General features: G+C 67.6%; 22 protein-coding genes. 7 read left to right on the forward strand and 15 right to left on the reverse strand.

The window, feature by feature from the left end; translation table 11 throughout:
* Window positions 1–20: 20 nt before the first annotated feature.
* Window positions 21–758 (reverse strand): SDR family oxidoreductase, encoded by a 738-nt coding sequence (locus C8258_RS24865; RefSeq protein WP_199195840.1) that lies wholly within the window; start codon window positions 756–758, stop codon window positions 21–23.
* Window positions 759–862: 104 nt separating this feature from the next.
* On the opposite strand from C8258_RS24865, the gene C8258_RS24870 reads away from it, so the two are divergent.
* Window positions 863–1471: a TetR/AcrR family transcriptional regulator gene (locus C8258_RS24870; RefSeq protein ID WP_106957243.1), complete on the forward strand. Its 609-nt coding sequence runs from the start codon at window positions 863–865 to the stop codon at window positions 1469–1471.
* A 58-nt stretch (window positions 1472–1529) separates the two neighbouring features.
* Here C8258_RS24870 and C8258_RS24875 read toward each other — a convergent pair whose 3' ends face one another.
* Window positions 1530–2996, reverse strand: coding sequence for a catalase (locus tag C8258_RS24875; protein WP_106957289.1), 1467 nt, complete (start codon window positions 2994–2996; stop codon window positions 1530–1532).
* A gap of 70 nt (window positions 2997–3066) precedes the next feature.
* On the reverse strand, window positions 3067–3489 hold the full coding sequence (locus tag C8258_RS24880) for a Fur family transcriptional regulator (RefSeq protein ID WP_106957244.1): 423 nt from the start codon (window positions 3487–3489) through the stop codon (window positions 3067–3069).
* Between the two features lie 174 nt (window positions 3490–3663).
* Between C8258_RS24880 and C8258_RS24885 the strand changes: the two genes are divergently transcribed.
* On the forward strand, window positions 3664–5010 hold the full coding sequence (locus C8258_RS24885; RefSeq protein ID WP_106957245.1) for a serine hydrolase: 1347 nt from the start codon (window positions 3664–3666) through the stop codon (window positions 5008–5010).
* Window positions 5011–5032: 22 nt separating this feature from the next.
* Here C8258_RS24885 and C8258_RS24890 read toward each other — a convergent pair whose 3' ends face one another.
* Window positions 5033–5449 (reverse strand): nuclear transport factor 2 family protein, encoded by a 417-nt coding sequence (locus C8258_RS24890; RefSeq protein WP_106957246.1) that lies wholly within the window; start codon window positions 5447–5449, stop codon window positions 5033–5035.
* Between the two features lie 94 nt (window positions 5450–5543).
* Between C8258_RS24890 and C8258_RS24895 the strand changes: the two genes are divergently transcribed.
* On the forward strand, window positions 5544–6140 hold the full coding sequence (locus tag C8258_RS24895; RefSeq protein WP_199195841.1) for a TetR/AcrR family transcriptional regulator: 597 nt from the start codon (window positions 5544–5546) through the stop codon (window positions 6138–6140).
* Between the two features lie 69 nt (window positions 6141–6209).
* Here the strand turns inward: C8258_RS24895 and C8258_RS24900 are convergent, their stop codons facing one another.
* Both C8258_RS24900 and C8258_RS24905 read right to left on the reverse strand, forming a co-directional pair.
* The gene (locus C8258_RS24900; protein ID WP_106957247.1) at window positions 6210–7244 is read right to left on the reverse strand and encodes an aspartate-semialdehyde dehydrogenase; all 1035 of its coding nucleotides are present in this window, start codon (window positions 7242–7244) and stop codon (window positions 6210–6212) included.
* 3 nt (window positions 7245–7247) lie between these two features.
* Window positions 7248–8513, reverse strand: coding sequence for an aspartate kinase (locus C8258_RS24905; RefSeq protein ID WP_036497291.1), 1266 nt, complete (start codon window positions 8511–8513; stop codon window positions 7248–7250).
* A 387-nt stretch (window positions 8514–8900) separates the two neighbouring features.
* Between C8258_RS24905 and C8258_RS24910 the strand changes: the two genes are divergently transcribed.
* Window positions 8901–9317 carry a secondary thiamine-phosphate synthase enzyme YjbQ gene (locus C8258_RS24910; protein ID WP_106957248.1) on the forward strand — a complete coding sequence of 139 codons (417 nt, stop codon included), beginning with the start codon at window positions 8901–8903 and terminating at the stop codon, window positions 9315–9317.
* 6 nt (window positions 9318–9323) lie between these two features.
* On the opposite strand, the gene C8258_RS24915 is transcribed toward C8258_RS24910, so the two are convergent.
* Window positions 9324–9899 (reverse strand): dihydrofolate reductase family protein, encoded by a 576-nt coding sequence (locus C8258_RS24915; RefSeq protein ID WP_106957249.1) that lies wholly within the window; start codon window positions 9897–9899, stop codon window positions 9324–9326.
* A 192-nt stretch (window positions 9900–10091) separates the two neighbouring features.
* On the opposite strand from C8258_RS24915, the gene C8258_RS24920 reads away from it, so the two are divergent.
* The 3 genes from C8258_RS24920 (at window position 10092) to C8258_RS24930 (ending at window position 12269) form a co-directional block, all read left to right on the forward strand.
* Window positions 10092–10277 carry a DUF1918 domain-containing protein gene (locus C8258_RS24920; protein WP_036497343.1) on the forward strand — a complete coding sequence of 62 codons (186 nt, stop codon included), beginning with the start codon at window positions 10092–10094 and terminating at the stop codon, window positions 10275–10277.
* A gap of 273 nt (window positions 10278–10550) precedes the next feature.
* Window positions 10551–11009, forward strand: coding sequence for an SRPBCC family protein (locus C8258_RS24925; RefSeq protein WP_106957250.1), 459 nt, complete (start codon window positions 10551–10553; stop codon window positions 11007–11009).
* 54 nt (window positions 11010–11063) lie between these two features.
* Complete coding sequence (locus C8258_RS24930; protein WP_106957251.1) at window positions 11064–12269, forward strand: low temperature requirement protein A; 1206 nt, start codon at window positions 11064–11066, stop codon at window positions 12267–12269.
* 13 nt (window positions 12270–12282) lie between these two features.
* Here C8258_RS24930 and C8258_RS24935 read toward each other — a convergent pair whose 3' ends face one another.
* The 8 genes from C8258_RS24935 to leuA form a co-directional block, all read right to left on the reverse strand.
* Window positions 12283–13110 carry an ion transporter gene (locus C8258_RS24935; RefSeq protein ID WP_233225319.1) on the reverse strand — a complete coding sequence of 276 codons (828 nt, stop codon included), beginning with the start codon at window positions 13108–13110 and terminating at the stop codon, window positions 12283–12285.
* A gap of 75 nt (window positions 13111–13185) precedes the next feature.
* Window positions 13186–14802, reverse strand: a complete 1617-nt coding sequence (locus tag C8258_RS24940; protein ID WP_233225320.1) for a GMC oxidoreductase — start codon at window positions 14800–14802, stop codon at window positions 13186–13188.
* A gap of 126 nt (window positions 14803–14928) precedes the next feature.
* Window positions 14929–15639 carry a type 1 glutamine amidotransferase gene (locus C8258_RS24945; RefSeq protein WP_106957252.1) on the reverse strand — a complete coding sequence of 237 codons (711 nt, stop codon included), beginning with the start codon at window positions 15637–15639 and terminating at the stop codon, window positions 14929–14931.
* Window positions 15639–16874 (reverse strand): MurT ligase domain-containing protein, encoded by a 1236-nt coding sequence (locus C8258_RS24950; protein WP_106957293.1) that lies wholly within the window; start codon window positions 16872–16874, stop codon window positions 15639–15641. Before C8258_RS24950 ends, C8258_RS24945 begins: the two co-directional genes overlap by 1 nt.
* A gap of 74 nt (window positions 16875–16948) precedes the next feature.
* A complete protein-coding gene (locus C8258_RS24955) occupies window positions 16949–17566 on the reverse strand; it encodes a pyridoxamine 5'-phosphate oxidase family protein (RefSeq protein WP_106957294.1) in 618 nt (205 codons plus the stop codon).
* Between the two features lie 36 nt (window positions 17567–17602).
* Window positions 17603–19357: an FAD-dependent oxidoreductase gene (locus C8258_RS24960; RefSeq protein ID WP_199195842.1), complete on the reverse strand. Its 1755-nt coding sequence runs from the start codon at window positions 19355–19357 to the stop codon at window positions 17603–17605.
* A 129-nt stretch (window positions 19358–19486) separates the two neighbouring features.
* On the reverse strand, window positions 19487–21274 hold the full coding sequence (locus C8258_RS24965) for an AAA family ATPase (protein WP_369974813.1): 1788 nt from the start codon (window positions 21272–21274) through the stop codon (window positions 19487–19489).
* A 584-nt stretch (window positions 21275–21858) separates the two neighbouring features.
* Window positions 21859–23661, reverse strand: coding sequence for a 2-isopropylmalate synthase (gene leuA, locus C8258_RS24970; protein WP_106957254.1), 1803 nt, complete (start codon window positions 23659–23661; stop codon window positions 21859–21861).
* Window positions 23662–23858: the final 197 nt, after the last annotated feature.

A 23858-nucleotide genomic window follows, 5' to 3' on the forward strand; every position in this document is an offset into this window, starting at 1 on the left:
GGGAGCCTCCGCCGCGGAAATCAGCGGCCGGTGGGCAGGTTCGCCCCGCCGGTGACGTCGAGCACCACACCGCTGACGAAGCCGTTGGTGGCGATCATGTGCACGGCCCGCGCCAATTCCTCCGGATCCCCTACGCGCCCGACGGGTGTGGTGGCGGCGAGGCCGTCGAAGAGGGTGCGGCGCTGTTCCTCCGGCACCCGCTCCCACCATTCGGTGTCGATGACGCCGGGGGCCACGGCGTTCACCCGCAGCGGCGCGAGTTCGACCGCGAGCGGAGGCACCATGGCGTTCAGCGCCCCGTTGATCGCGGCCAGTCCGGCGGTGCCGGGGAAGGCCGCATGCGCCGACGCCGCGGTGATCAGGGTGATCGAACCGTTCGAAACCAGATGCGGCAGAGCGGCTTTGACGATTCTCACCTGCGGCCAGAACTTGCCGTCGAACCCCTGCGCCAGGTGGTCGAGATCGAGTTCGGCGAACGGACCGCTGCCCGCCGAACCGCTGACCGCGACGACGAGGTGGTCGATGGGGCCGGACTGCGCGAAGAAGGCCGCGATCTGCTCGGCATCGGTCGCGTCCATCCGGTAGCCGCTGGTCTTACCACCCAGCCGAGCCACTGCCGCGTCGAGTTTGTCCTGACTGCGGCCTGTGACCACGACCTCGGCACCCTCGTTCGCGAACAGCGCGGCGGTGGCCGCACCGATTCCGGAACTACCGCCCATGACGACGACGCGCGGGGTGCCGGTGCTGGAAGCGCTCATTGCTACTGTTCCTGTCCTGTACAGTTTGTCGAGACTGACAGTCTCGACAACGACCGTATCGGGTGCGGTATTCCCGCGCTTCGTCACCGCTGGGAGGTGGGCCCATGGGAATACCACCGCGGCAACCGAATTCGCCGCCGTCCGAACGCGCGCACACCGGCCGGCGCCGGAACGAGGCCACCCGTCGCGCGATTCTCGACGCCGCCCTCGCTCAGCTCGCCACCTCCGACGGCGGATCGGTCACGGTCGATTCCATCGCGGCCGCGGCCGGGGTCGGCAAACAGACGATCTACCGCTGGTGGCCGTCGAAGGGCGCGGTGCTGCTCGACGCGCTGCTCGAACGCGCGCGCCGGTCGGTCCCGACTCCCGATACCGGCTCGGTGCGCACCGATCTGCTGGCGGTCGCCGATTCCACTTTCACCGGCGCCCAACAGGTTTCGACCGCCCCGGCGCTGCGCGCGCTGGTGCGCGAGGCCGCCCGCGACCCCCACCTCGCCGAACTACTGCAGGAGTTCACCGCAGCCCGCCGCGCCGCCGTGCGCGATATCCTCGAGCGCGCGGTCGCCCGGGGCGAACTGCCCGCGTCGACGGATGCGGACCTGCTGGTGGATCTGCTCTACGGACTGTTCTGGTACCGCTTCCTGCTCGGCCACGCCCCACTCGACCACACCGCCGCGACCCGGCTCGTCGACACCCTGCTGCCGCCCGTATGACATTGCCGACGACGGGCCCGCACCGAAGTCCGGTGCGGGCCCGCAGATTTCGTCAGGTTCAGCCGTTGCCGTTCAGGCCGGCGCGCACACCTTCCTCGATGCGCTTGCCGATCTCCGGATCGACGTTCTTCCAGTAGTCGAACACCCGGCTCAGCACCGGTTCGCGCACGCCGCCGAGCACATGCCCGACCACGTTGTCCACCAAGCGCTGCCGCTGCTCGTCGTTGTACACCTCACGCACCAGCGTGCCCGGCTGCGCCCAATCGCTGTCCTCGGCGTGCCGGCCGTAACCGGCGCGCACCTGCTCGGGCTCGAAACTCCACGCCGCCTCCTCCGGGGCCGCGGTCGCGTCGGCATGCGGGCCACCGAACGAATTCGGCGCGTAGACAGGCACTTCCGGCGCGTTGAAGTCGTAGCGCATGGCACCCTCCTTGGAGTAGGAGTTCACCTCGGCCGCCCATGCGCGGTTCGGCGGCAGCTGATGATAGTTGGTGCCGATGCGGTAGCGATGGGCGTCGGCATAGGCGAAGACCCGGCCCAGCAGCATCTTGTCCGGCGAATAACCGATACCCGGCACGATCGCCGACGGCTCGAACGCGGCCTGTTCGATCTCGACGAAGTAGTTGCGCGGGTTGCGGTTCAGCGTCCAGGTGCCGACCTCGATCAGCGGGTAGTCCTTGTGCGACCACACCTTGGTCAGATCGAACGGGTTGAAGCGGTAGTTCGCCGCCTCGCCCACCGGCATGATCTGCACATACAGTGTCCAGCTCGGGAATTCGCCGCGTTCGATGGCCTCCCACAGATCCTGGCGGTGATAGTCGGGGTCGGTCCCGGCCAGCCGGTCGGCGTCGGCCTGGGTCAGGAATTCGATGCCCTGATCGGTCTTGAAGTGGTACTTCACCCAGAACCGTTCACCCTCGGCGTTGATCCACTGGTAGGTGTGCGAGCCGTAGCCGTTCATGTGCCGGTAGGTCTTGGGAATGCCGCGGTCACCCATCAGCCAGGTCACCTGATGCGCCGATTCCGGGCGCAGGGTCCAGAAGTCCCACTGCATGTTGTGATCGCGAAGGCCGTTGCCCGGCAACCGCTTCTGTGAGCGGATGAAATCGGGGAACTTGATCGGATCCTTGATGAAGAACACCGGGGTGTTGTTGCCGACCAGATCGTAGTTGCCGTCGGGCGTGTAGAACTTGACCGCGAATCCGCGCGGATCGCGCCAGGTGTCGGGGCTGCCCTGTTCACCGGCGACGGTGGAGAACCGCGCCAGCGATTCGGTCCGCGCACCCGGCTGGAACAGCTTCGCCTTGGTGTAGCGGCTGACGTCGTTGGTGACGACGAGCTCGCCGAAGGCGCCCGCCCCCTTCGCGTGCACGATCCGCTCCGGCACCCGCTCCCGGTTGAACTGGGCGAGCTTCTCGATCAGGTAGTGGTCGTGCAGCAGAATCGGGCCCTCGGTGCCAGCGGTCAGCGATTCGTTGTCGCTGGGGACCGGAGTGCCGGTGTTGGTAGTGGTCGGCCCACTGATCGGCTTGGTCATCGCAGCCTCCTGTTTCAGCTGTCGCCCGGGATGTCCGGGCCATCGTGATGGCGCGTCGTCACCGACGGCATTGCGGGCAGAGTCCCCAGAACACGACCTCGGCTTCGTCGATCGTGAACCCGTGCGCATCCGACGGGTCGAGGCAGGGGGCACGGCCCACGGCACAGTCGACGTCCACGACCGTGCCGCAGATCCTGCACACCAGGTGGTGGTGGTTGTCGGCGATGCGGGTTTCGTACCGCGCCGCCGAACCGGCCGGTTCGATCCGGCGCAGCAGCCCCGCGCCCACACAGGCGTGCAGGACGTCGTACACGGCCTGTGTCGATACCGAACCCAGCTCCTGACGGACGGCGGCGGCCACCCGGTCGGCATCCGAATGCGGATGGGCGGCAACCGCTTCCAGCACGGCCACCCGCGGGCGGGTAACCCGCAGGCCGGCCGCACGCAATCGTTCGCGTGGATCGAAACCTTCGGTGTGCATGAGGCCAGTCTGCCCGTTTTCTGGAATAAGTCAAGAAAAGACCGACAGGGATGTTTTCGACGTCACATCCGCTCGCTCGTCGTTCGACCCGAACGCTGCGACGCCGATTCCGATTTGATTGCGGCGGTTGCGTGTTGGGCCCCGTGGCCGGATGCCCGTCGTTAACCTCGACTCATGGGACGCCTACACGGCTGGGTCATCGGGGTTCTCGTGGTCGTACTGATCGGTGGCGCCTGCGCCGCCGCGGTACCGGCACGTGCGGAGGATCCACCGACCTGCGCCGTCTCGTCCGGACGCGAATTCGAACGGGCCACGCCGGAATCGGCGGGCCTGGATTCGGCGCGGCTGGCGTCCGCCCTGCGGTTCGCCGACGAACGGAACCGGCTGAACGTCAAGATCTTTCGGCACAACTGCCTGATCGGATCCGGCGCCCACAACGACGCCACCGGTACCACGCCGTGGAATATCTGGAGCGTCACCAAAAGCGTGGTCTCGCTGGTCGCCGGAATCGCGTGGGATCAGGGCAAACTCGACATCGATGCGCCGATCGACCGCTATCTGCCGCCCGGACTCGGCGACGCCGCCCACCGCGCGATCACCGTCGAGGATTTGCTCACCGAGCGCTCCGGCCTGCGTGTCGGAGTGATCAACGAGGGCATCTCCGGGGTGGTGCCGATCGATCCGAACAGTGCCGTGCAGGCGCTCGGGGTCCCGCTCGACAATCCACCCGGCACCCGGTTCTCCTACAGCCAGCGCAACGTCGATCTGCTGTCGTATGTGATCGAGCTGGCCGTCGGCGAACCACTGCAACAGTTCGCACAGCGGGAGCTGTTCTCCCCCTTGGGGATTGCGCGCGGCGACTACTACTGGGCCCGCGACCGTTCGGGTCATACCTACGGCTACGCGCATCTGATGATCCCGCCGGACGATCTCGCCAAGATCGCCCTGCTGGTCGCCGGCCACGGCGACTGGAACGGGATTCGGGTGGTCTCGGCCGAGTATCTGCACCGCGCCCAGCAGACGGGCCCGGGCCGCGAGTGTTACGGCTATCTGTTCTGGGCCCGCCCCGGGTGTATCGAGATTCCGTCGTTCCTGCCCCAGGATGTCTTCGCGATGTCCGGACTCGGTCTGCAGGACGTCTTCTTCATCCCCAGCCTGGACCTCACCGTGGTGTGGACCGGCGTCTTCGGCAACCGGAGCAACGGTGGCCCGACCGGGATCGTTCAGAACCTGACCGAGCTGACCTGGGAATTCTTCCGGCGCCTGCTCGGCGCCTTCGAACAACCGCCGATCGCGGACCCCGGCCCCTATGTCGAGCCGCCGGTGACGTTGGACCCCCGCGCCTTCTTCGATCCCGATATCACCGTCGCGGTATTCGGCATAGGGCCCGACGCCTATCCCGGCTGCACCGTACTGTCCTGTCTGCAGACCCCGCTGGCACCGCCCTTCTCCGACACACCGCCCGGCTGTGCGCTGCTGGTCTGTCTCGGCCCGGACCCTCGCACACCCGGCATCCGTTGAGGAGCCGCGCCGGCTGCGCGGGTCAGCCGGCGATCCGCGCGAACCGCGCGGTATCCATGTAGTCCCGGAACAGGGTCACTTCCCCGTTCCGCACGTGCACCACGTTGACCGATGTTCGCACCCGCGCACGCGGTCCGCCGGGCACCGTCATATCCACCTCGTTCTCCACGAAAAGCACTCCGTCCTCGGTGGATTCGTAGACCGTGGGATAGACACCGTGCACCTCGATACCCGACACACCCGACCAGCGTTGCGCGAGGTGTTCGCGGATCGCCTCCCGGCCCTCGAGCCGCTCCGGCATTCCCGCGACCGGGAACGGGATCTCGAATACCGCATCGGGAGCCAGGGCCGCGACGAAGGCATCGGCATCACGTACCGGCAATGTCGCGAACAGGTCCTCGACCACCTGGCGGGCGCTGCGCACCGAACTGGAAACCATGACGAACTCCCTCTGTTAGAAGCGGAACGTATGCCCCGCTTATGATCCGGAACGTGCGCCCCGTTTGTCAACGGTTACCGGGTAGACTCGCGCTGTGGCGGAGAAACAGTCAGCGGACCCGGCGGCCGAACCGCGCCGCGCCCTGCGCGCCGACGCCCGCCGCAACCGGGAGCGGGTACTCGCAGCCGCGAGGGAAGCCTTTGCCGCCGAAGGTATTTCGGTCCCGCTGGACGAGATCGCACGGCGCGCCGGGGTGGGCCCCGGGACCGTCTACCGCCACTTCCCCACCAAGGAAGCCCTCTTCCACGCCGCCATCGTCGACAACATCGAGCGCATGATCGACTACGCGCGCGGGCTCGAATCGGCCGACGATCCGGGGGCCGCCTTCTTCGACCTGCTGGACCACATGGTCGCCGAGGGAGGCGTCAAGCGGGACCTCGCCGATGCGCTGGGCGGCCACGAGACGATCGAGATCACCGGTCCCACAAAGGAATTCCAGGCGGCCATCGCCAGGTTGCTGCGCCGCGCGCAGGATGCCGGCGCGATCCGCGACGATATCGAATTCGACGATCTGATGCGGGTACTGAAGGGCACCTTCGCGGGCACGCACACCGCCACCGGCGAGCAGCGAGCCCGCGCTTTCGCCGTCGTGTTCGACGGACTCCGGGCCCGCTGCGCGCAGGCCGGCTGAGCGATCGGCAGTGAAACGGGCCGCCCGTAATCGGACGGCCCGTTCGAAGCGAACCTCGGGAACGCAGTGTCAGCGCTGTGCGAGCAGAACTTCCGCGATCTGAATCGTGTTGAGCGCGGCGCCCTTTCGCAGGTTGTCACCCGAGACGAACAGCGCCAGGCCGCGCCCCTCCGGCACGCCCGGGTCCTGGCGGATCCGGCCGACCAGCGACTCGTCCTTACCGGCGGCCTCCAGCGGCGTCGGGACGTCGACCAGTTTCACACCGGCCGCATCGGCGAGCAGTTCCTTCGCCCGTTCCACCGAGAGCGGCCGTGCGAATTCGGCATTGATCGACAACGAATGCCCGGTGAAGACCGGCACGCGCACACAGGTGCCGCTGACCAGCAGCTCCGGCAGGCCGAGAATCTTGCGACTCTCGTTGCGCAGCTTCTGATCCTCGTCCGTTTCACCGGAACCGTCGTCGACGAGCGAACCCGCCAGCGGCAGCACATTGAACGCGATCGGCGCGACGTACTTGTTCGGCGCGGGGAACTGCACGGCACTGCCGTCGTGGGTGAGCTTCTCGGCATCTCCGATCACCGCGCGGGCCTGGCCGGCCAGCTCCTCGACACCGGCCAGTCCACTGCCGGAGACGGCCTGGTAGCTGGAGACGATCAGCCGCTGCAGTCCGGCCTCCTCGTGCAGGGGCTTGAGCACCGGCATGGCGGCCATCGTGGTGCAGTTGGGGTTGGCGATGATGCCCTTGACCAGGTTGCGGGTCTGTTCGGGATTCACCTCGCTGACCACCAGCGGCACCTCGGGGTCCTTGCGCCACGCCGAGGAGTTGTCGATGACGGTCACACCGGCCGCCGCGAACCGCGGCGCCTGCACCCGCGACATGGTGGCGCCGGCCGAGAACAGGGCGATATCCAGTCCGGACGGATCCGCGGTCTCGGTGTCCTCGACCACGATCTCGCCGCCACGCCAGGGCAGCTTCTTGCCCGCCGAACGCGAGGAGGCGAAGAATCGCACCTCGTCGGCCGGAAAGTCGCGCTCCTCCAGCAGTTTTCTCATCACGGCGCCGACCTGCCCGGTCGCGCCGACCACACCTACGCGTACGCCCATGGTTTATCGCCCCGATCCGGCGTGCACGACCGCGACCTCGTCGCCGCCGAGGTCGAACGCCTTGTGCAACACCTGCACAGCGCCGTCCAGCTCGGTGTCCTTGACCAGCACGGAAATGCGGATCTCGGAGGTGGAGATCAGGTCGATGTTGATTCCGGCCTTGGCCAGCGCCTCACAGAAGGTGGCGGTGACGCCGGGGTGGCTCTTCATCCCCGCGCCGACCAGCGACACCTTGCCGATGTGGTCGTCGTAGAGAACCTGGCTGAAGCCCAGCTCGCCCTGACGCTTGGTCAGGAACTCCACCGCGCGCGGCCCGTCGGACCTGGGCAGGGTGAAGGTGATGTCGGTCTTGCCCGTCTCGACCTTGGAGATGTTCTGCAACACCATGTCGATGTTGATCTCGGCGTCGGCGATGGCCCGGAAAACCTTGGCCGCGTAGCCCGGCTCGTCCGGCAGGGCCACCACGGTCACCTTGGCCTCGCTGCGATCGTGCGCGACGCCGGTGAGAATTGCGTCCTCCAAGGGGATGTCCTCCATCGATCCGTAGATATAGGTGCCCTTGCGGTCGGTATAGGACGACCGCACGTGCACCGGAACGTTGTAGCGGCGGGCGTATTCGACGCAGCGCAGCATCAGCACCTTGGCGCCGGTGGCGGCGAGCTCGAGCATCTCCTCGAAGCTCACCTGCTCCAGCTTCTGCGCATCCGGCACGATCCGCGGATCGGCGGTGAACACGCCGTCGACATCGGTGTAGATCTCACAGACGTCGGCCTCCAGCGCGGCGGCCAGCGCGACCGCGGTGGTGTCGGAGCCGCCGCGGCCCAGCGTGGTGATGTCGCGGCTGTCCTGCGAGACGCCCTGGAAGCCCGCGACCAGCACGATCAAACCCTCGTCGAGGGCATCGCGAACCCGGGACGGGGTCACGTCGATGATGCGGGCGTTGCCGTGGGTGCCGGTGGTGATCACTCCCGCCTGGGAACCGGTGAACGACCGCGCCTCGGCGCCGAGCGAGTGAATCGCCATGGCCACCAACGCATTCGAGATACGCTCACCGGAGGTCAGCAGCATGTCGAGTTCGCGGGCCGGCGGTGCGGGCGCCACCTGCTGGGCCAGGTCGAGCAGTTCGTCGGTGGTGTCACCCATGGCCGAGCACACGACGACCACGTCGTGCCCCTGCTTCTTCGTCTCGACGATCCGCTCAGCGACGCGCCGGATCCGCTCGGCAGACTCGAGCGAAGATCCTCCGTACTTCTGAACGACGAGAGCCACAGTGGGGTCCTCCAAGATCGACTAGCTGCTGTTACAGCCAATAAGACTACCGATCGGAGTCCGCTCGGTGGTCGGCTACCTCCGAGCGGCAACCGGGAGCAGCCGGGTTCGACCACCGAATTCGCTACCCGGACCAGCGGCGATCCCGTCCCGGGACGGCGCGGCGGGGCACGGCCGCGACGGCAGAGCCCTTGCAGGGCATCGGAATCGGCCCGAACAGCCTCGTTCATCAGCGGTTTTCCGGATCCGCCGGAGCCCGTGACCCGATCGGGCCCGAACAGCCGGCGTACCGGTGTGAGTAATCACACCGACCGGTTTAGCACCCGGTCGGCGAACCCCTCCCGCGAGTTCCCGGTGTACCTCGCGGCGAAAGCGCACGATGGGCCTATGAAGAGCATCGAAATCGAGCTGCACACCGGTGATCGCGAGGTCGTCCACGACCTCACCCCGCAGTGCGCCACGTTTCTGCGCGAGGCCGGCGGCGGCGACGGACTGCTGCACGTCTTCGTCCCGCACGCCACCGCCGGCGTGGCCCTGATAGAGCTCGGCGCGGGCAGCGACGACGATCTGCTGCGCGCCCTGCGCGATCTGCTGCCGGCCGACGATCGCTGGCGCCACGCCCACGGCTCGCGCGGGCACGGCCGCTCGCACGTCATGCCCGCGCTGATCGCCCCCTACGCCACCGTGCCGGTGCTGGGCGGCGAGCTGACGCTCGGCACCTGGCAGTCCATCGCCTTCGTGGACCTCAACGTCGACAACCCGATCCGCCGGGTGCGCCTGTCCTTCCTGCGCGAGGCCGGGTGATCCTGCTCAGGCGCGCTCGAACCAGGTGACCTGGGCACCGTTGCCGAATTCCTGCCGCCGGACCGGCCGGAAGGCGGTCGGCGAGAAGTTGCCCGACACCGCCGAGATCCCGGCGCCGAGCAGCACGGGATAGCTCTTGATGATCACCTCGTCGATCTCGTCGATCAGGGCGCCGGCGAGCGTGCCGCCGCCGCACAGCCAGATGTCCTTGCCGTCCTGCTGCTTCAACTTCCGCACCAGCGCGACCGGATCGTCGGCCACGACCTCGACATTCGGATCGTCCACCGGGTCCAGGGTGGTCGAGACGACGTACTGCTTCATATGCGCATACGGGCTGGTGACGCCGATCTCCAGCGCGGGTTCGTAGGTCCCGCGCCCCATGATCAGCGTGTCCCATTCCCGATTCGGGGTTTCCACCGGCAGATTCACGTGCGGGCGGATGTGGGTGGGCACCACCTCCGGATACCGCTCGTTGAACCAGTCCGACATCTCCTGGGACACGGGGTACATGTCGAATTCGCCGCCCGGGCCGGCGATATAGCCGTCGAGGGAGACGCCGACGTAGTAGACGAGCTTTCGCATCCTGATACCGCCTTGACCGTTGCACTCTAACTGTAGTGGTTGAAACGTAGTACTACAAACAAAGTGGTGTCAAGTGGGAGGGCGAGAATTTCCGCGCGCCGGTTCGGAGATCGCCATCGCAAGCGATTTCCGGCAGCAGAGAACCGTGACATTGACTTGTGAGCAGTATCACATCGAACGATAATGGCGGTCATGCAGGCGCATGTAGGCGATCACATCCTCGTCCACAGCAATGCTGTGGGAATGCCCGAACGCACCGGCGAAATCATCGAGGCGCGCGGCAGCGACGGCGCCCCGCCCTACGTCGTCCGGTTCGAGGACGGACACGAAAGTCTGGTCTTTCCGGGGCCCGACTGGGAGGTCCTTCACCACCGGTAGCTGTGCGGACGAGCAACGTCAAGCCCCCTTTCCCACCCGGGGGCAGTCCCTCTTCGGGCAAGTGACCACTCACCCGGCAATCGCCGGGCCACCGGCGCGGCACGCCGACGCCGAGTATGCCGCCGATCCGCCCCGGCAGCGCGACCGCAAACGCGGCACGCCCGACCGAACCTAATCAGACTGGTCGGTCTCTGTAACTCGAGGAACAGACCACACGGTTGACGACCGCGTGTGACGGCGGAGACAATCGGCCGAAGCAGTGGAGGGCAAGACATGCGCACGAAGACCGATCACCGATTCATCATCGATGTCGAACCCGATCAGGTTCAGGAAGCATTGCTGGCCGTCGAGCGGATTCCGGAATGGTCGCCCGCGCATCGAGATGTGCGCGTCGCGACCCGCGACGAATTCGACCGTCCCCGCCGCGTCTACGCCACGGTGACGACCCTCAACAACTCCGACCGTCAGGTCCTCGAGTACAACTGCACACCGGAACGCATCTCCTGGGAAGTGGTGGAGAGCGCCGCCGGTGGCGGCGGCAAGGGCTGGTTCGACATCGAGGAGACCGACGAGGGCACCGAGGTCTGGTACCACTCCGAGGTGTATCTGCCGATCCCCGTTCCCGGCCTGCTGCTCAAGCGCACGCTGTCGCGGGCCAACGACGAGGCCGTGCAGAACCTGATCGAGTACATCGAAAAATTTCCCTTCGGCGAGAACTACGAGGTCAGCTGACCGAGAAGTTCGCCGTCGCGGGCGCTGACGTCGGCTTCCTGCCACGATGTGCGAATGACCGGTGTCAGACGCACACGCATTCAAGCGGTCACCGAGGACGCCTCGGTAACCCAGCTGGAACTCTTCTTCGACCTCGTCCTGGTTTTCGCCTTCACCCAGGTGACCGATCTGGCCGCCCACGACGTCACCGCGCTCAACATGCTGCGGGCCGTGCTGGTGCTCGCGGTGATGTGGTGGGTGTGGATCGCCTACGCCTGGCTGGGCAATGTGGTGAAGGCCGACGAGGGGCTGGCCCGGGTGGCGATGTTCGCGGCCATGGGCGCGGGGCTCATCGTGGCCGAGGTGATTCCCGAGGCGTTCCACGACATGCCGGGCGGCTGGTACGGACCGCTCGTGTTCGCCATCGGATATCTCGTGATCCGGCTGGTCCATCTGGGGATGTTCTGGCTGGCCAGTACCGAGGACCGGCAATTGCGCGGCCAGGTCGGCCGCTGGGCGGGCGGCTCGATCACCATCGGCACCACACTGCTGATCGTGGCGGCCGTCGAACACGGCACGGTACAGATCGTGCTGTGGATCGCGGCCATCGCCGGCGATATGGTCTGGACCTTCTTCGCCGGTAACGACTGGCGCGTGAATTCGGCCTCGCACTTCGCCGAGCGGCACGGTCTGATCGTGATCGTCGCGCTGGGTGAATCGATCGTCTCCATCGGCGTGGGCGTCGCCGGGCTGCCGATCTCGTGGCCGATCACCGTGGGATCGCTGCTGGCACTGGCGGTTTCGGGCCTGCTGTGGTGGGCCTACTTCGACGTCGCCGCGACCGTCGTGGAACGCGCGATGACCGAGGCCTCTGGTTCGCGCCGGATCCGGATCGCGCGCAATTGCTACACCTTTCTGCACTTCCCGATGGTGGCCGGCATCGTCGCGATGTCGCTCGGATTGAAGAAAACGCTGAACTATCTCGGTGGCGCGGCCGGCCATACCCTGCACGATCGGCTGCACGGCATTCCCCTGTTCGCGCTCTACGGCGGCGTGGTGCTGTACCTGCTGGCACTGGTCTGGTTCCGGCACTACGCGACCCGGGTGGTGCTGTGGCCGCGCCTGGTGACCGCGGCGGTGCTGATCGCTCTGGTTCCGCTCGCCGGACAGCTGCCGGCGATGGCCGCACTGGGGCTGCTGTGTGCCGTGCTCACCGTGCTGATCGTCTGGGAGACAGTGCGTTACGCGCAACCACGCGACGCGGTGCGGCACGCGCACTGACCGCCGAAGCGGACTAGCGCGGTGCGCGATCGGGCGAAATACGCTGCTGGAGTTTGTGATCCACCGCCTCCGGCACGTGTCCGCCCTCGCGCACCGCATCCCGCATCTGATTGATGTTCTCGCGCAATACATCTCCGACCAGTTCGTCGGTGCGCGGATCGGCCAGCACCTGGAAGACGATCCGGAAGCTGGTGTCGGCGATACCGCGGATGATCTCCTCGTGGAACGGCAGGTAGCGCACCCGCCCGACCGCCGGATCCTTCTTGATCAGCTCGAGGATCATGCCGTCGAGTTCGTCGCGGTTCTCCTCCAGCGCCGCCGCGATGTTGTGGGTGTACCGGCCGCGGCGCAGCACATCGGCGACCTCCTCCAGCACGGCCATGGTGACCGGGCGCCGGACCGCGTCGACGATCACGCCGACCGATCGGTTCACCACCGCGGCGGTGACCCGGTCGCCGAAGGCCCGGTCGGCGACGCGGGCCAGCCGGACCAGAATCACGATGATGCGCAGCAGCCGGAAACCCCGGAAGAACGGGCTGGTCACCGGGATCATGCCCAGGACCTCGTACCAGTAGACGAACGGGAAGGTCCACGACCAATCCGCCCGCCGCCAGCGCCAGAGGAATTCGAGGGCGAACACCGCGCAGATCGAGATGTCGACCACCACGATCACGTGATACGTGTGCTGCGGCACGGTGAAGAAGGTGATCCAGGTGACCAGACCCACCGAAACCACGGCGAGCACCAGCATCAGCAGGTCGGTCCACAGCGCCGGCGGCTTGCGCGGATATCCCTCGGACAACGATCCAGCCGGGTACTGCGCCACAACGGTCCCTTCCACATCGAACGGGTACCTGCCGAGAGTAGCGGCACCGGCGGCGCCGGGAAGCCGCCCCGAGGCCCGGGGCGGCGGGAATCAGCGCCCGGCGCGGATGATCGCCTCGACGTTGCGTTCGGCCAGCGCGGTGATCGTCAGCGACGGATTGGCCGCGCCGGTGCTGCCCGGAATCGCCGCGCCGTCGACCACGTACAGCCCCGGGTAGCCGTTGACCCGGCCGTAGTTGTCGGTGGCCCGGCCCAGCACCGCCCCGCCCAGGGGATGGGCGGTGAACGGGGCATTGGCGTCGTAGCCGAGCACCTGATAGTCGAACAGCGCGCCCGACCGTTCGGCGATGCGCTGGTCGACCGCGCGGCAGGCGGCCACGATCCGATCCTGAGCCGCACGCGGCCAACTCAGGGCGGGGGCATTGCGCGCCGCGTCGTAGGTGATGCGCGTCCGGGTCGGATCGATCACCAGCCCGAGTGACGCCAATGCGCCGGTCTCCACCGGAATTCCGGGGATGTACCAGCTTTCCAGGGTCAACGGCATGCCGGATTCGTCGAAGATCCGGCTGGCGCTCGGCACGCCCTGCCCCAGCCCCGCGAGCCGGCTCTCACCGCGTGCCAGCGCGACGTCGCCGTTGGTGCCCCAGCCGTCGCCGACATGTTCGTCGAGGTTGGGCAGCGTGCCGGTGGCGCGGGCGCGGACCAGCAGTTCGGTGGTGCCGATGGAACCGGCGCCGAGGAACAGCTTGTCGCAGGTCAGAGTGCGGATGCCCAGGACCTTGCCGGTCGGGTCGATTTTGGAGACCTGGAGGACGTAGCGGTCACCGTCGCGGCCGATGCTGTCCACCCGATGCCCCGGAAACACCGACGAGCGGCCCGTGGCATGCGCGTACTTCAGATAGTTCTGGTTGAGGTCGAACTTCGCGCCGTTCGAGTTGCCGAGATTGCTGCGCGCCGCGGTGGCCGACGCGCGCGTGGCACCGGCCAATTCGGCGCGCACCGTATCCCATTTGAAGATGGACTCGTTGGGCACCGGCTCGTATCCGGCCGCGCGCACCTGATCGTCCCACATCCGGGAATGGGCGAACGGCGGCGAATTGTAGATGTCGGCCGGCATGACCGACAGGCGGAGCATCTGCCGCACGCGCGGATAGTAGGTGCGCTCCAATTCGGTGTAATCGACTGTGCCACCGAAGATCTCGTCGAAGTGCCGGCGTTCCGGGGCGATCATGCATCCGGAGAAGATCACCGATCCGCCACCCACGGCCGCGGCCCGCCACACATCGATCCCGTCGAATTCGGTGACATCGAGGACACCGCCGAAATCGGCGAAATGCATGGCGACCTTGGTGATTCCGGTGAAGCTGGTGCGATGCCAGAACCCGCGGCCGTCGGGCAGATCGTCGCCGGTGAAGATCTCTCGCCAGGGATCGTTCGGCCAGCGCGATCCGCGCTCCAGCACGGTGTTGGCGATACCCGCCTCGGCCAGTCGCAGTGCCGCGACCGCGGCACCGAAGCCGGATCCGATCACGATCGCCTCGGTGTGCTCCGGCGGATCCGCGAGCGGCACGAAGATCTCCGACACCCAGTTGCGGAACATCCCGTCCCACGCCGGATCGGCGGCGGCTGTTCCGGTCCCGCGCAACGCGCCCGTGGCACCCAGCAAAACCGCAGCACCGGCCGCCTGTAAAAAGGCACGTCTCCGCACCGGCCACCTCCCTCATCACGCATGGCCGCGCGCGAGATTACCGCCGAACTTCCTATCTCTCAACAGGATCGGCGCCGGCGACCGCGCTGTTACATGCGCGATCGCTATATCACGTAGTAGAGGGACTCAGGCGCGCAGACGTTCGCGACGCAGCCGCTCGACCTCGGGCAGATCGAGCGGTTCCAGTTCACGACCGCCGAGGGCCCGCGTGAGCAGGTAATCGGCCAGTTCGGGGTTGCGGGCAAGTGCCGGGCCGTGCATGTAGGTGCCGAGCACCGAGCCCTGCACCACACCCTCGAGACCGTCGCCCACACCGTTGCCGACGCCCTTGGTGACCCGGCCCAGTCCGGTCGCGTCCGCACCGAGAGTCGTTCCGCCCCGGTGATTCTCGAAGCCGGTCAGCGGCTGGGACAGGCCGGCGAGCAGCGGTGTGGTGGCGACCTCGCCGATGGACCGGACCCGCTGCGGCGCGGTGGTCACGTCGAACAGGCCGACACCGTCCACGCGCTCCCCCGCCGAGGTTTCGTACCAGTTGCCCAGCACCTGGATCGCGGCGCAGATGGCAAGTACCGGAACACCTTTCGCGGCCGCACGCTGCAGACCCGGATAGCGCTGCAGATGCCTGGTCGCCAAGCGCTGCGCGGAGTCCTCGGCGCCGCCGAGAGTGTAGATGTCCAGCGTCTCCGGCACCGGGTCCGCGAGCGTGATCTCCACGATCTCGGCATCGATACCGCGCATGCGCAGCCGCTGCCGCAGCACCAGCGCATTGCCGCCGTCACCGTAGGTGCCCATCACATCGGGCAGCACCAGCCCGATGCGTACCGTCGATTCAGCCATCAGTGGTTTCCGTCCAGATCGCGATTCAAATCCCGGAAGGCGGTGTAGTTGGCGAGCACCTCGACCCGCCCGGGCGGACAGGAAGCGATGGCGCGCAACGGATTCGGCACGGTCGTATGCTCGACACCGGCGTAGGTCAGCCGCACGCCCAGGTCGGTGGCGCGCTCGCCCGCCGCGACCACCTGAGTGCCTTCGAAGTGCTCGAAGCGCACATCCCACAGCCAGGACAGATCCTCGCCGTCGGGCACCTGGCCGTTGACCGCGATCACCAAACCCGTTGCGTCGGGGTCGATCATGGACAGCGCCTCCTGCCACCCGGCCGGATTCTTGGCCAGCAGCAGCCGCGCGGAGTGCTCACCCACCTGCACGGTGCGGTAGCGGCCGGCGATCTCGCGCACGGTTCCGGCGGCCTGCGCCGCCGTTTCCGCACGGCCGCCCAGCGCGACCGCCGCGGCCACCGCCTGCGCGGCGTTACCGCGATTGGCGCGCCCCGGAAGTGCAAGGTGCAACGGCAGTTTCAGCCCGTCGGGCCCGCACAGATACTCCGCGTCGACCCACCACTGCGGATCGGGCCGATGGAAGTCGGCACCGGTGCTGCGCCAATGGTTGCCCTCCCAGACGATCGGCTCGCCGCTGCGGGGGCAGCTGGTGGCGTCGACCGCCCAGCCGCTGCCCGCCGACACCCACACCACATTGGGATGGTCGTAGCCGATCGAGGTGATCAGCACGTCGTCGCAGTTGGCGATCAGCACCGTGTCGGGATGGCGGGCCATACCCTCGCGCAGTTTGCGCTCGATCATGTTGATCTCGCCGACCCGGTCGAGCTGATCGCGGCTCAGATTCAGCAGCACCACCGCGGCCGGGTTCAGCGCATCGGCCACGTGCGGCAGATGCAGTTCGTCGACCTCGATCGCGGCCAGCGGCGCGGCGCGGTCCACACTGAGCGCGGCGACGATTCCGGCATCCATATTGGCCCCGTCGGCCTGGGTGACGACGCGGCCCAGTTCGGCCAGCGCGGCCGCGGTCATCCGAGTCGTCGTCGACTTGCCGTTGGTGCCGGTGACCAGCACCGTCCGCCGATCGCGGCCCAGCTGGGTCATGATGTCCGGGGCGATCTGCAGGGCGATCAGCCCGCCGATCATCGACCCCTTACCGCGTCCGGCCTTCTGCGAGGCCCACGACGCCGCTGCCGCCGCCCGCAGCGCCAGCCGTCCGCGCACCGAGATGTCTGCCACCACGCGAGTGTATTGGTGGACGGACACCCGCGTGCGACCGGCCGATGTGATCTGCGACCGGGAGCGGGAGGCGGTCAGTAGAGCATGCGCCGGTAGTTCTCCGGGGAGTAGTAGTCCCGCAGCTCTTCCAGCGATTCGGTGGTGTTGCGCTGTACCTCTTTCACCAGCACCGCGTGGCCGGGCAGCAGATCCTCCGGCCAGCGTTCGGGCCGCCACAGCTCGCTGCGCAGCAACGCCTTGGCGCAGTGGTAGAAGATCTGCTCGATCGCCACCTCGATGGCGAGGATCGGCCGGTGCCCCTTGACCACCATGTCGTCGAAGTAGGGTGCGTCGCGCAGCAGCCGCGCCCGGCCGTTGATCCGCAACGTCTCGTTGCGTCCGGGAATGAGGAAGAGCACACCGACGTGCGGATTGGACAGGATGTTGAAGTATCCGTCGCCCCGGCGGTTGCCCGGCCGCTCCGGGACGGCCAGCGTCCGGTCGTCGATCACGTGCACGAATCCGGCCGGATCGCCCTTCGGGGAGGCATCGCAACGCCCGTCGGCGTCGCTGGTCGCGAGGATGGCGAACGGCGCGGTCGCGATCCACTCCCGATCGAGCGGATGCAGGCGCGTCCGCTCCTTCGTCGCGGCGCGCGGCGCCGGCTCACCGAGCAGTTCCCGAAGTTCGGCGGCGCTGGTGATCTCGCTCATCACCCCATTGAACGCGCGAGATCCGCCGCCCGCCACCTACATCGGGACGTCGAACATATTCGGCTGTCCGGCCGCGTAGCGCGCGCTGTCGGCCTGGCGCAGCGGCTCCAGCTGCGGCGCCCGGTACAGCTGGAACAGCCGGCAGCGGGCGGCATTCGACCCGGCGACGTCCAGCAGCGCGTTCACCGCGGTGCGAGCAGCCTCGCAGGCACCTTCCATCGTCGCGAGATCGATGTTCGTGCGGACGTAATCGCCTGCGAGGAACAGGTTTTCCAGACCACCGTGCGCATTCGGGCGTGCCGCCCACGAACCGGCGGTGTTGATCAGCAGCGGATCGGCGTTGGTATTGCGGTTCTGCGCGGCGTCCCAGCTCACGCCGGTATCCAGGAACCACGACACCAGATCCGAGTCCTCCAGCGCCGCACGGCCTTCCAGATGCCGCTGCAACTGCGCCCAGACCTCGCGGGCGATTTCGTCGTGGGTGCAGTCGATCGCCGGCTTGCCGTACAGGATGCCGGGTGTATTCCAGTCCGAGATGTCGACCGACAGGCAATCCCGCACCGAACCGTCGCCTGATTCGGAAAGCCTTGTGCGCGACCAGAACTGATTCTGTGCGATGGAGGTGAGCGACCACGGGGAGTCGACATAGGCGGTATGGCCGCGCGCGATCTGGGTGGGACGGCGCAGATAGAACTGCATTCCGCTCATCCAGTTCACCACCAGGCCGTCCATGGCCGCCAATTCCGGCTGCACGGCAAGGATTTCCGGCGTCCACAGTGTGCGCGCGACCTCGACCGGCACCGCCAGCACGAAATAGTCGGCGTCGACCGCCCGCTCGCCACCGCCGACGGCCACCCGGGCGCCCGAGATGCGCCGATCGCGCACGTCGAGCCCGCGCAGTTCGGCGGTGTCGAAACGCACCCCCAGGCCGCGCAGATGGGCCACCCACGGGTCGATCCAGGCCTCGTTGGTCGGACCGTTCAGCAGCCGGTCCAGCGGTCCGTCGTTACCGGTCTCCAGCGGATTGCCGAGGAACTGCTCGCCCATGGAACCGATGGTCCGGGTACTGGCGTGATCGTCCTTCGCCGCGACCAGCAGGGTGGTGAGGGTGCGCGACATCAGCATGCGGAATTCCTGCGAGCGACCCCGGGCGCCCACGAAATCGCGCCAGGCGAGTTTCTCCCACTCGCCGAAACGGCGATCGTCGCAACTGGTGTTGAAAACCAGGAGCCGATTGGCGAAATACGCCGCATCGGTCATCGGCATCTTCATCGAGGTGGAGATCACCGAGGCGACGGTCTGGCGGAAATCGTCGGGGGTGGCCCACGGTTTTCCGGCGCGCCCCATCGGCACGATGGTGTCGTCGGCGCCGGCGCGGGAGAAACGCGCCTCGGCGGCCGGGACAAGATTGTCCCAGACACCGTTGGCATTACCCGCGAACGGAATTCGCCGCATGGTGTCGGGAAGGTGGTGATAGAAACCGGGGAAGAATCGGAAACCGTGCTCGCCCGGTAGATCGGCTCGGCCGCCGCGACCACTGTCCGGCACCGGAATGCTGCGCGCCTTACCGCCCAGCGCCCGGCGTTCGTAGACCGTGACGTCGAATCCGCGTTCGGCCAGTTCGTGCGCCGCGGTCAGTCCGGCGACGCCGCCACCGAAAATCGCGACCCGCCGACCGGGATCGGCATTCGCACGAATCGGGCGCATCATGGCGCCCGCGGTTATCACACCCGCGCCGGCCGCCCCGCGAAGTACCGTCCTTCGCGAGACGGCCCCGTATTTTTCTGCCATCTATCGGGACCTCCACACCGCGGGTAACTGTATGCGGTGCGGCCGGGCCCCGTCTCGATCGGGGTGACAATTCGGCCGGGCAGCAATTCGGCGGGGAGGAAATCCTCGCAAACCGGTGCCCGGCGCGAATCAGTAGCCCTGCGGGCCCGGATAGTGCCCCTGCGGACCCGGATACTGGGTCTGCGGACCCGGGAACGGCGGCTGCGGGACGTGATATCCGAAATCGTCGGCGACCATGGCCGCCAATTCCAGCAGCGCCCGCCGGGTTGGCTTGCCGACCAGTTCCAGATCGATCTCCGCGCCCTCGGCGAGGTGATCGTCGAACGGCACCACCTGCACCGCGCGGGTGCGGTCGAGGAACAGTTTGCGCAGCTGATCCAGGTCGACGGTCGAGGCGCCGCGGCGGGAGGCGTTGACCACCACCACGGTCCGCTCCACCAGCTTGCTGTAGCCGTGGTGCTCGAGCCAGTCCAGCGTCGCCGAGGCACTGCGCGCGCCGTCGATGGCCGGCGAGGTGACCAGGATCAGCGAACTCGCCATATCCAGCACACCGGCCATCGCCGAATGCATCAGGCCGGTACCGCAGTCGGTGAGAATGATGTTGTAGAACTGCTGCAGGATGCCGATCGCGCGCCGGTAGTCGGCCTCGCTGAAGGCCTCCGAAACGGCCGGATCCTGTTCGCTGGCAAGAACTTCCAGCCGGCTCGGCGCCTGCGAGGTGTGGGCCCGCACATCCGAGTAGCGGCCGATGTGCTGATCCTCGAGCAGATTGCGGACCGTCGAGCGGGTCTGGCGCGGCACCCGGTGGGCCAGGGTCCCGAGGTCGGGATTGGCGTCGATGGCGATGACGCGGTCGCCACGCAGCGAGGCGAAGGTCGAACCCAAACCGACTGTGGTCGTGGTCTTTCCGACGCCGCCCTTGAGCGACAGGATCGCGATCCGGTAGTCGCCGCGCACCGGCTGATTCACCCGATCCACCAGTTCGCGGTAGATCACATCGGCCGACGATTCGCCCGGATTGATGGCGCCACCGGTCACCTTGTGCACGGCGCGGCGCCAGCCGCTGCGCGGTGAACGCCGCGCTCGCTTGAGCAGATTCAGGTCGTTGACCGAACTGCCCGGCTGCACCGGCTGTGTCATGTGCTGCGGCTGGAACGTCGACTGCGGCGGCTGCTGCTGATACGTCTGTGGCAGTTGCTGTTGCGGTCCGGGTCCGCCCTGCCAGCCGCTCTGCTGCGGTTGATACTGCTGGGGCTGCTGCGGCGGAGTCGAGGGCAGCGGCGGCGGCGCCCAGCTGAAGATCGGTCCGCCCGCGTCGGCGTCCCCGCCCTGCTGCTCGGGAGCGGACGGCGGCCCCTGCCGCTCGTCGAAGACCCGGCGGACCATCCCGTCGGCGCCGATCTCCTGGCGGATTTCACCGTACGGCGTCTCCTGGCGGACCTCGCCGTACCCGGGTCCCGGCTCACCGGCACCGGGCCGGAAACCGCCCTGCTCACCAGGGTTGCCCTGCGCGGCGAAACCAGCTGCGTCACCCGGATTGCCGCGCGGCGCGAATCCACCTGGGTCACCGGGGTTTCCGTGCGACGGAAAACCACCCGGCTCACTGGGGGGCGCGAAACCGTTCTGCTCGCCGGGGAATCCGCCCGGCGCGAATCCACCCTGCTCACCGGGATTTCCGGGCGGCGGGAAACCACCCTGCTCACCGGGGAATGCGGCCGGCGCGAAGCCCGGTTCGCCGGGGTGACCCGGGGGCGGGAAGCCGCCCTGATCGGCGGGGGCGCCGGGCGGCGCGAAACCGCCCTGCTCACCGGGGAATCCATTGGGCGCGAAACCATCCGGGCCGGGCCCGCCCGCCCACGGCGGCGGGAATCCGTTCGGATCTCCCGGCGGGGCGAAAGGACCGCCATGGTCGTTCATCGGGAAGCCCGGCGGCGCGAAACCCTGGTTCGGCGGATACGGGTTCGCTGCCGGTGGCGCGAACGGGGCCGGTGCGAATCCCCCCTGCTCGGGCGGGGCGAAGCCGTCGGGCCCGAACTGCGGACCGGGTGCGAACGTGGTCTGCTCGATACCGTCGGGCACCGGCGGAATGATCCCGGACGCCGCGTGTTCGAATTCCGCGGATTCGTCGGCCGATGCGCCGTTCGGTTCGGCGTCGGATGTCACGTTCGCCGTCCCGTCGGATGCCGTTGTGTCCGCGTCGGATTCGTCCTGCGACGGCAGCGAGGTCGGATTGTCCTGGTCGGCAGCTGTATCGCCCATTCCCTGCCCCTGCAACCAAGGCGGTGAAGTGGAGTTGTCGTTAGTCGTCACGTTTCCCCCATCTGCTCGACAGAGTTCGAGCAGAGAGCTCGCGGCCAATGCGCCACAACGCTAGCACGCTGGCCGAATACGAGTCCCCCGGTGAACAGGGGCCGCACCCCGTACCGGACGGGTTGCCGCAGAACACCGCCCACCGCCTTCCCGGCGGTGGGCGGTCCCGGCTGTCGAGCGGGGTGTGCGGATCAGCGAGTGCGCTGGGCGCGGTTCACCGCGGAGACGACCGCGCGCAGCGAGGCGGTGGTGATGGAGGTCGCGATGCCCACACCCCAGGTCACCTTGTCCCCGATCGCGCATTCGACGTAGGCGGCGGCCTGTGCGTCGTCACCGGAGGACATCGCGTGCTCGGAGTAGTCCAGCACCCGCACGTCGTAGCCGATGGTCGCCAGCGCGTCGACGAACGAGGCCAGCGGGCCGTTGCCGGAACCGACGATCTCCTGTTCCGCCCCGTCCACCTTCACCACCGCGGTGATGGTGTCGGTGCCGGAATCGGTTTCGGCGGCCGACATCTTCTGCCGGATGCGCTCCAGCGGCAGAATCGGGTTCAGGTACTCGTCGGCGAAGACGTCCCACATCTCCTTGGGCGTGACCTCGCCGCCCTCGCCGTCGGTGATCTTCTGAATCGCCTGCGAGAACTCGATCTGCAACCGCCGCGGCAACACCAGCCCGTGGTCGGTCTTCATGATGTAGGCGACGCCGCCCTTGCCGGACTGCGAGTTCACCCGGATCACGGCCTCGTAGGTGCGGCCCACATCCTTGGGATCGATCGGCAGGTACGGAACCTCCCAGACGATGTCGTCGATATCGGAATCGGAGGCGTCCGCAGTGTCTTTCATGGCGTCCAGGCCCTTGTTGATCGCGTCCTGGTGGCTGCCGGAGAAGGCGGTGTAGACCAGGTCGCCGCCGTAGGGGTGGCGCTCGTGCACCGGCAGCTGGTTGCAGTACTCGACCGTGCGGCGGATCTCGTCGATATCGGAGAAGTCGATCTGCGGATCCACACCGCGGGAGAACAGGTTCATCCCCAGGGTGACCAGACAGACGTTGCCGGTCCGCTCACCGTTGCCGAACAGGCATCCCTCGATGCGGTCGGCGCCGGCCTGATAGCCCAGTTCGGCGGCCGCGACCGCGGTGCCGCGGTCGTTGTGCGGGTGCAGCGACAGCACGATCGAATCGCGGCGGGCCAGGTTGCGGCTCATCCACTCGATGGAATCGGCGTACACGTTCGGCGTCGCCATCTCGACCGTGGCCGGCAGGTTGATGATCAGCGGCTTGTCCGGGGTCGGCGCGATGATCTCCGAGACCGCGTCGCACACCTCGCGGGCGTAGTCCAGTTCGGTGCCGGTGTAGGACTCCGGGCTGTACTCGTAGCGCCAGTTGGTGTCGGGATAGCGCTGCTCGATCTCCAGGCACAACGTCGCGGCGTCGGTCGCGATCTTCTTCACCGCGTCGCGGTCGGCGCGGAACACCACGCGACGCTGCAGGATCGAGGTGGAGTTGTAGAAATGGACGATCACATTGGCGGCGCCCTGGCAGGCCTCGAAGGTGCGCTCGATCAGCTCGGGGCGGCACTGGGTCAGCACCTGGATGCTGACGTCGTCCGGAATCGCGCCGTCCTCGATGATCTCGCGGACGAAATCGAAGTCGGTCTGGCTGGCCGAGGGGAAGCCGACCTCGATCTCCTTGTATCCCATCCGCACCAGCAGGTCGAACATGCGGCGCTTGCGGGCCGGGCTCATCGGGTCGATCAGGGCCTGGTTGCCGTCGCGCAGATCCACCGCGCACCAGCCGGGAGCCCGGTCCACGACCTGGTTCGGCCACGTGCGGTCGGGCAGCGTGATGGGCTCGACCTCCTCGGCGAAGGGCCGGTACCGGAAGGTCGGCATCGAGGAGTTCTTCTGCTGATTCCACGCGGGCTGATCGGCGGGCGCGGGTTTGGACGGCGCGGTGATGGTGCGCGTACCGGATACGAAGGCGTCAGCGGGTGACATGGCGTTTCTCCGAGGGTGTGGGTGGGTGTCCCAAGTATGGGGTCGACCGGCACAGCTGAACCCCGCGACGGGAGCCGGTCCGATTCAGACCCCGTCGCGGCGGCCGAGGAGGAGTGCCCGCTGCATGATGTCGGCCAGTTTACAGGTCGGTCCGCGGCCGGGAAAAGGACCCTCGCCACACCCCCACGTAGCCTGGC

Source organism: Nocardia sp. MDA0666 (assembly GCF_003023875.1).
GTDB classification, from domain to species: domain Bacteria; phylum Actinomycetota; class Actinomycetes; order Mycobacteriales; family Mycobacteriaceae; genus Nocardia; species Nocardia aobensis.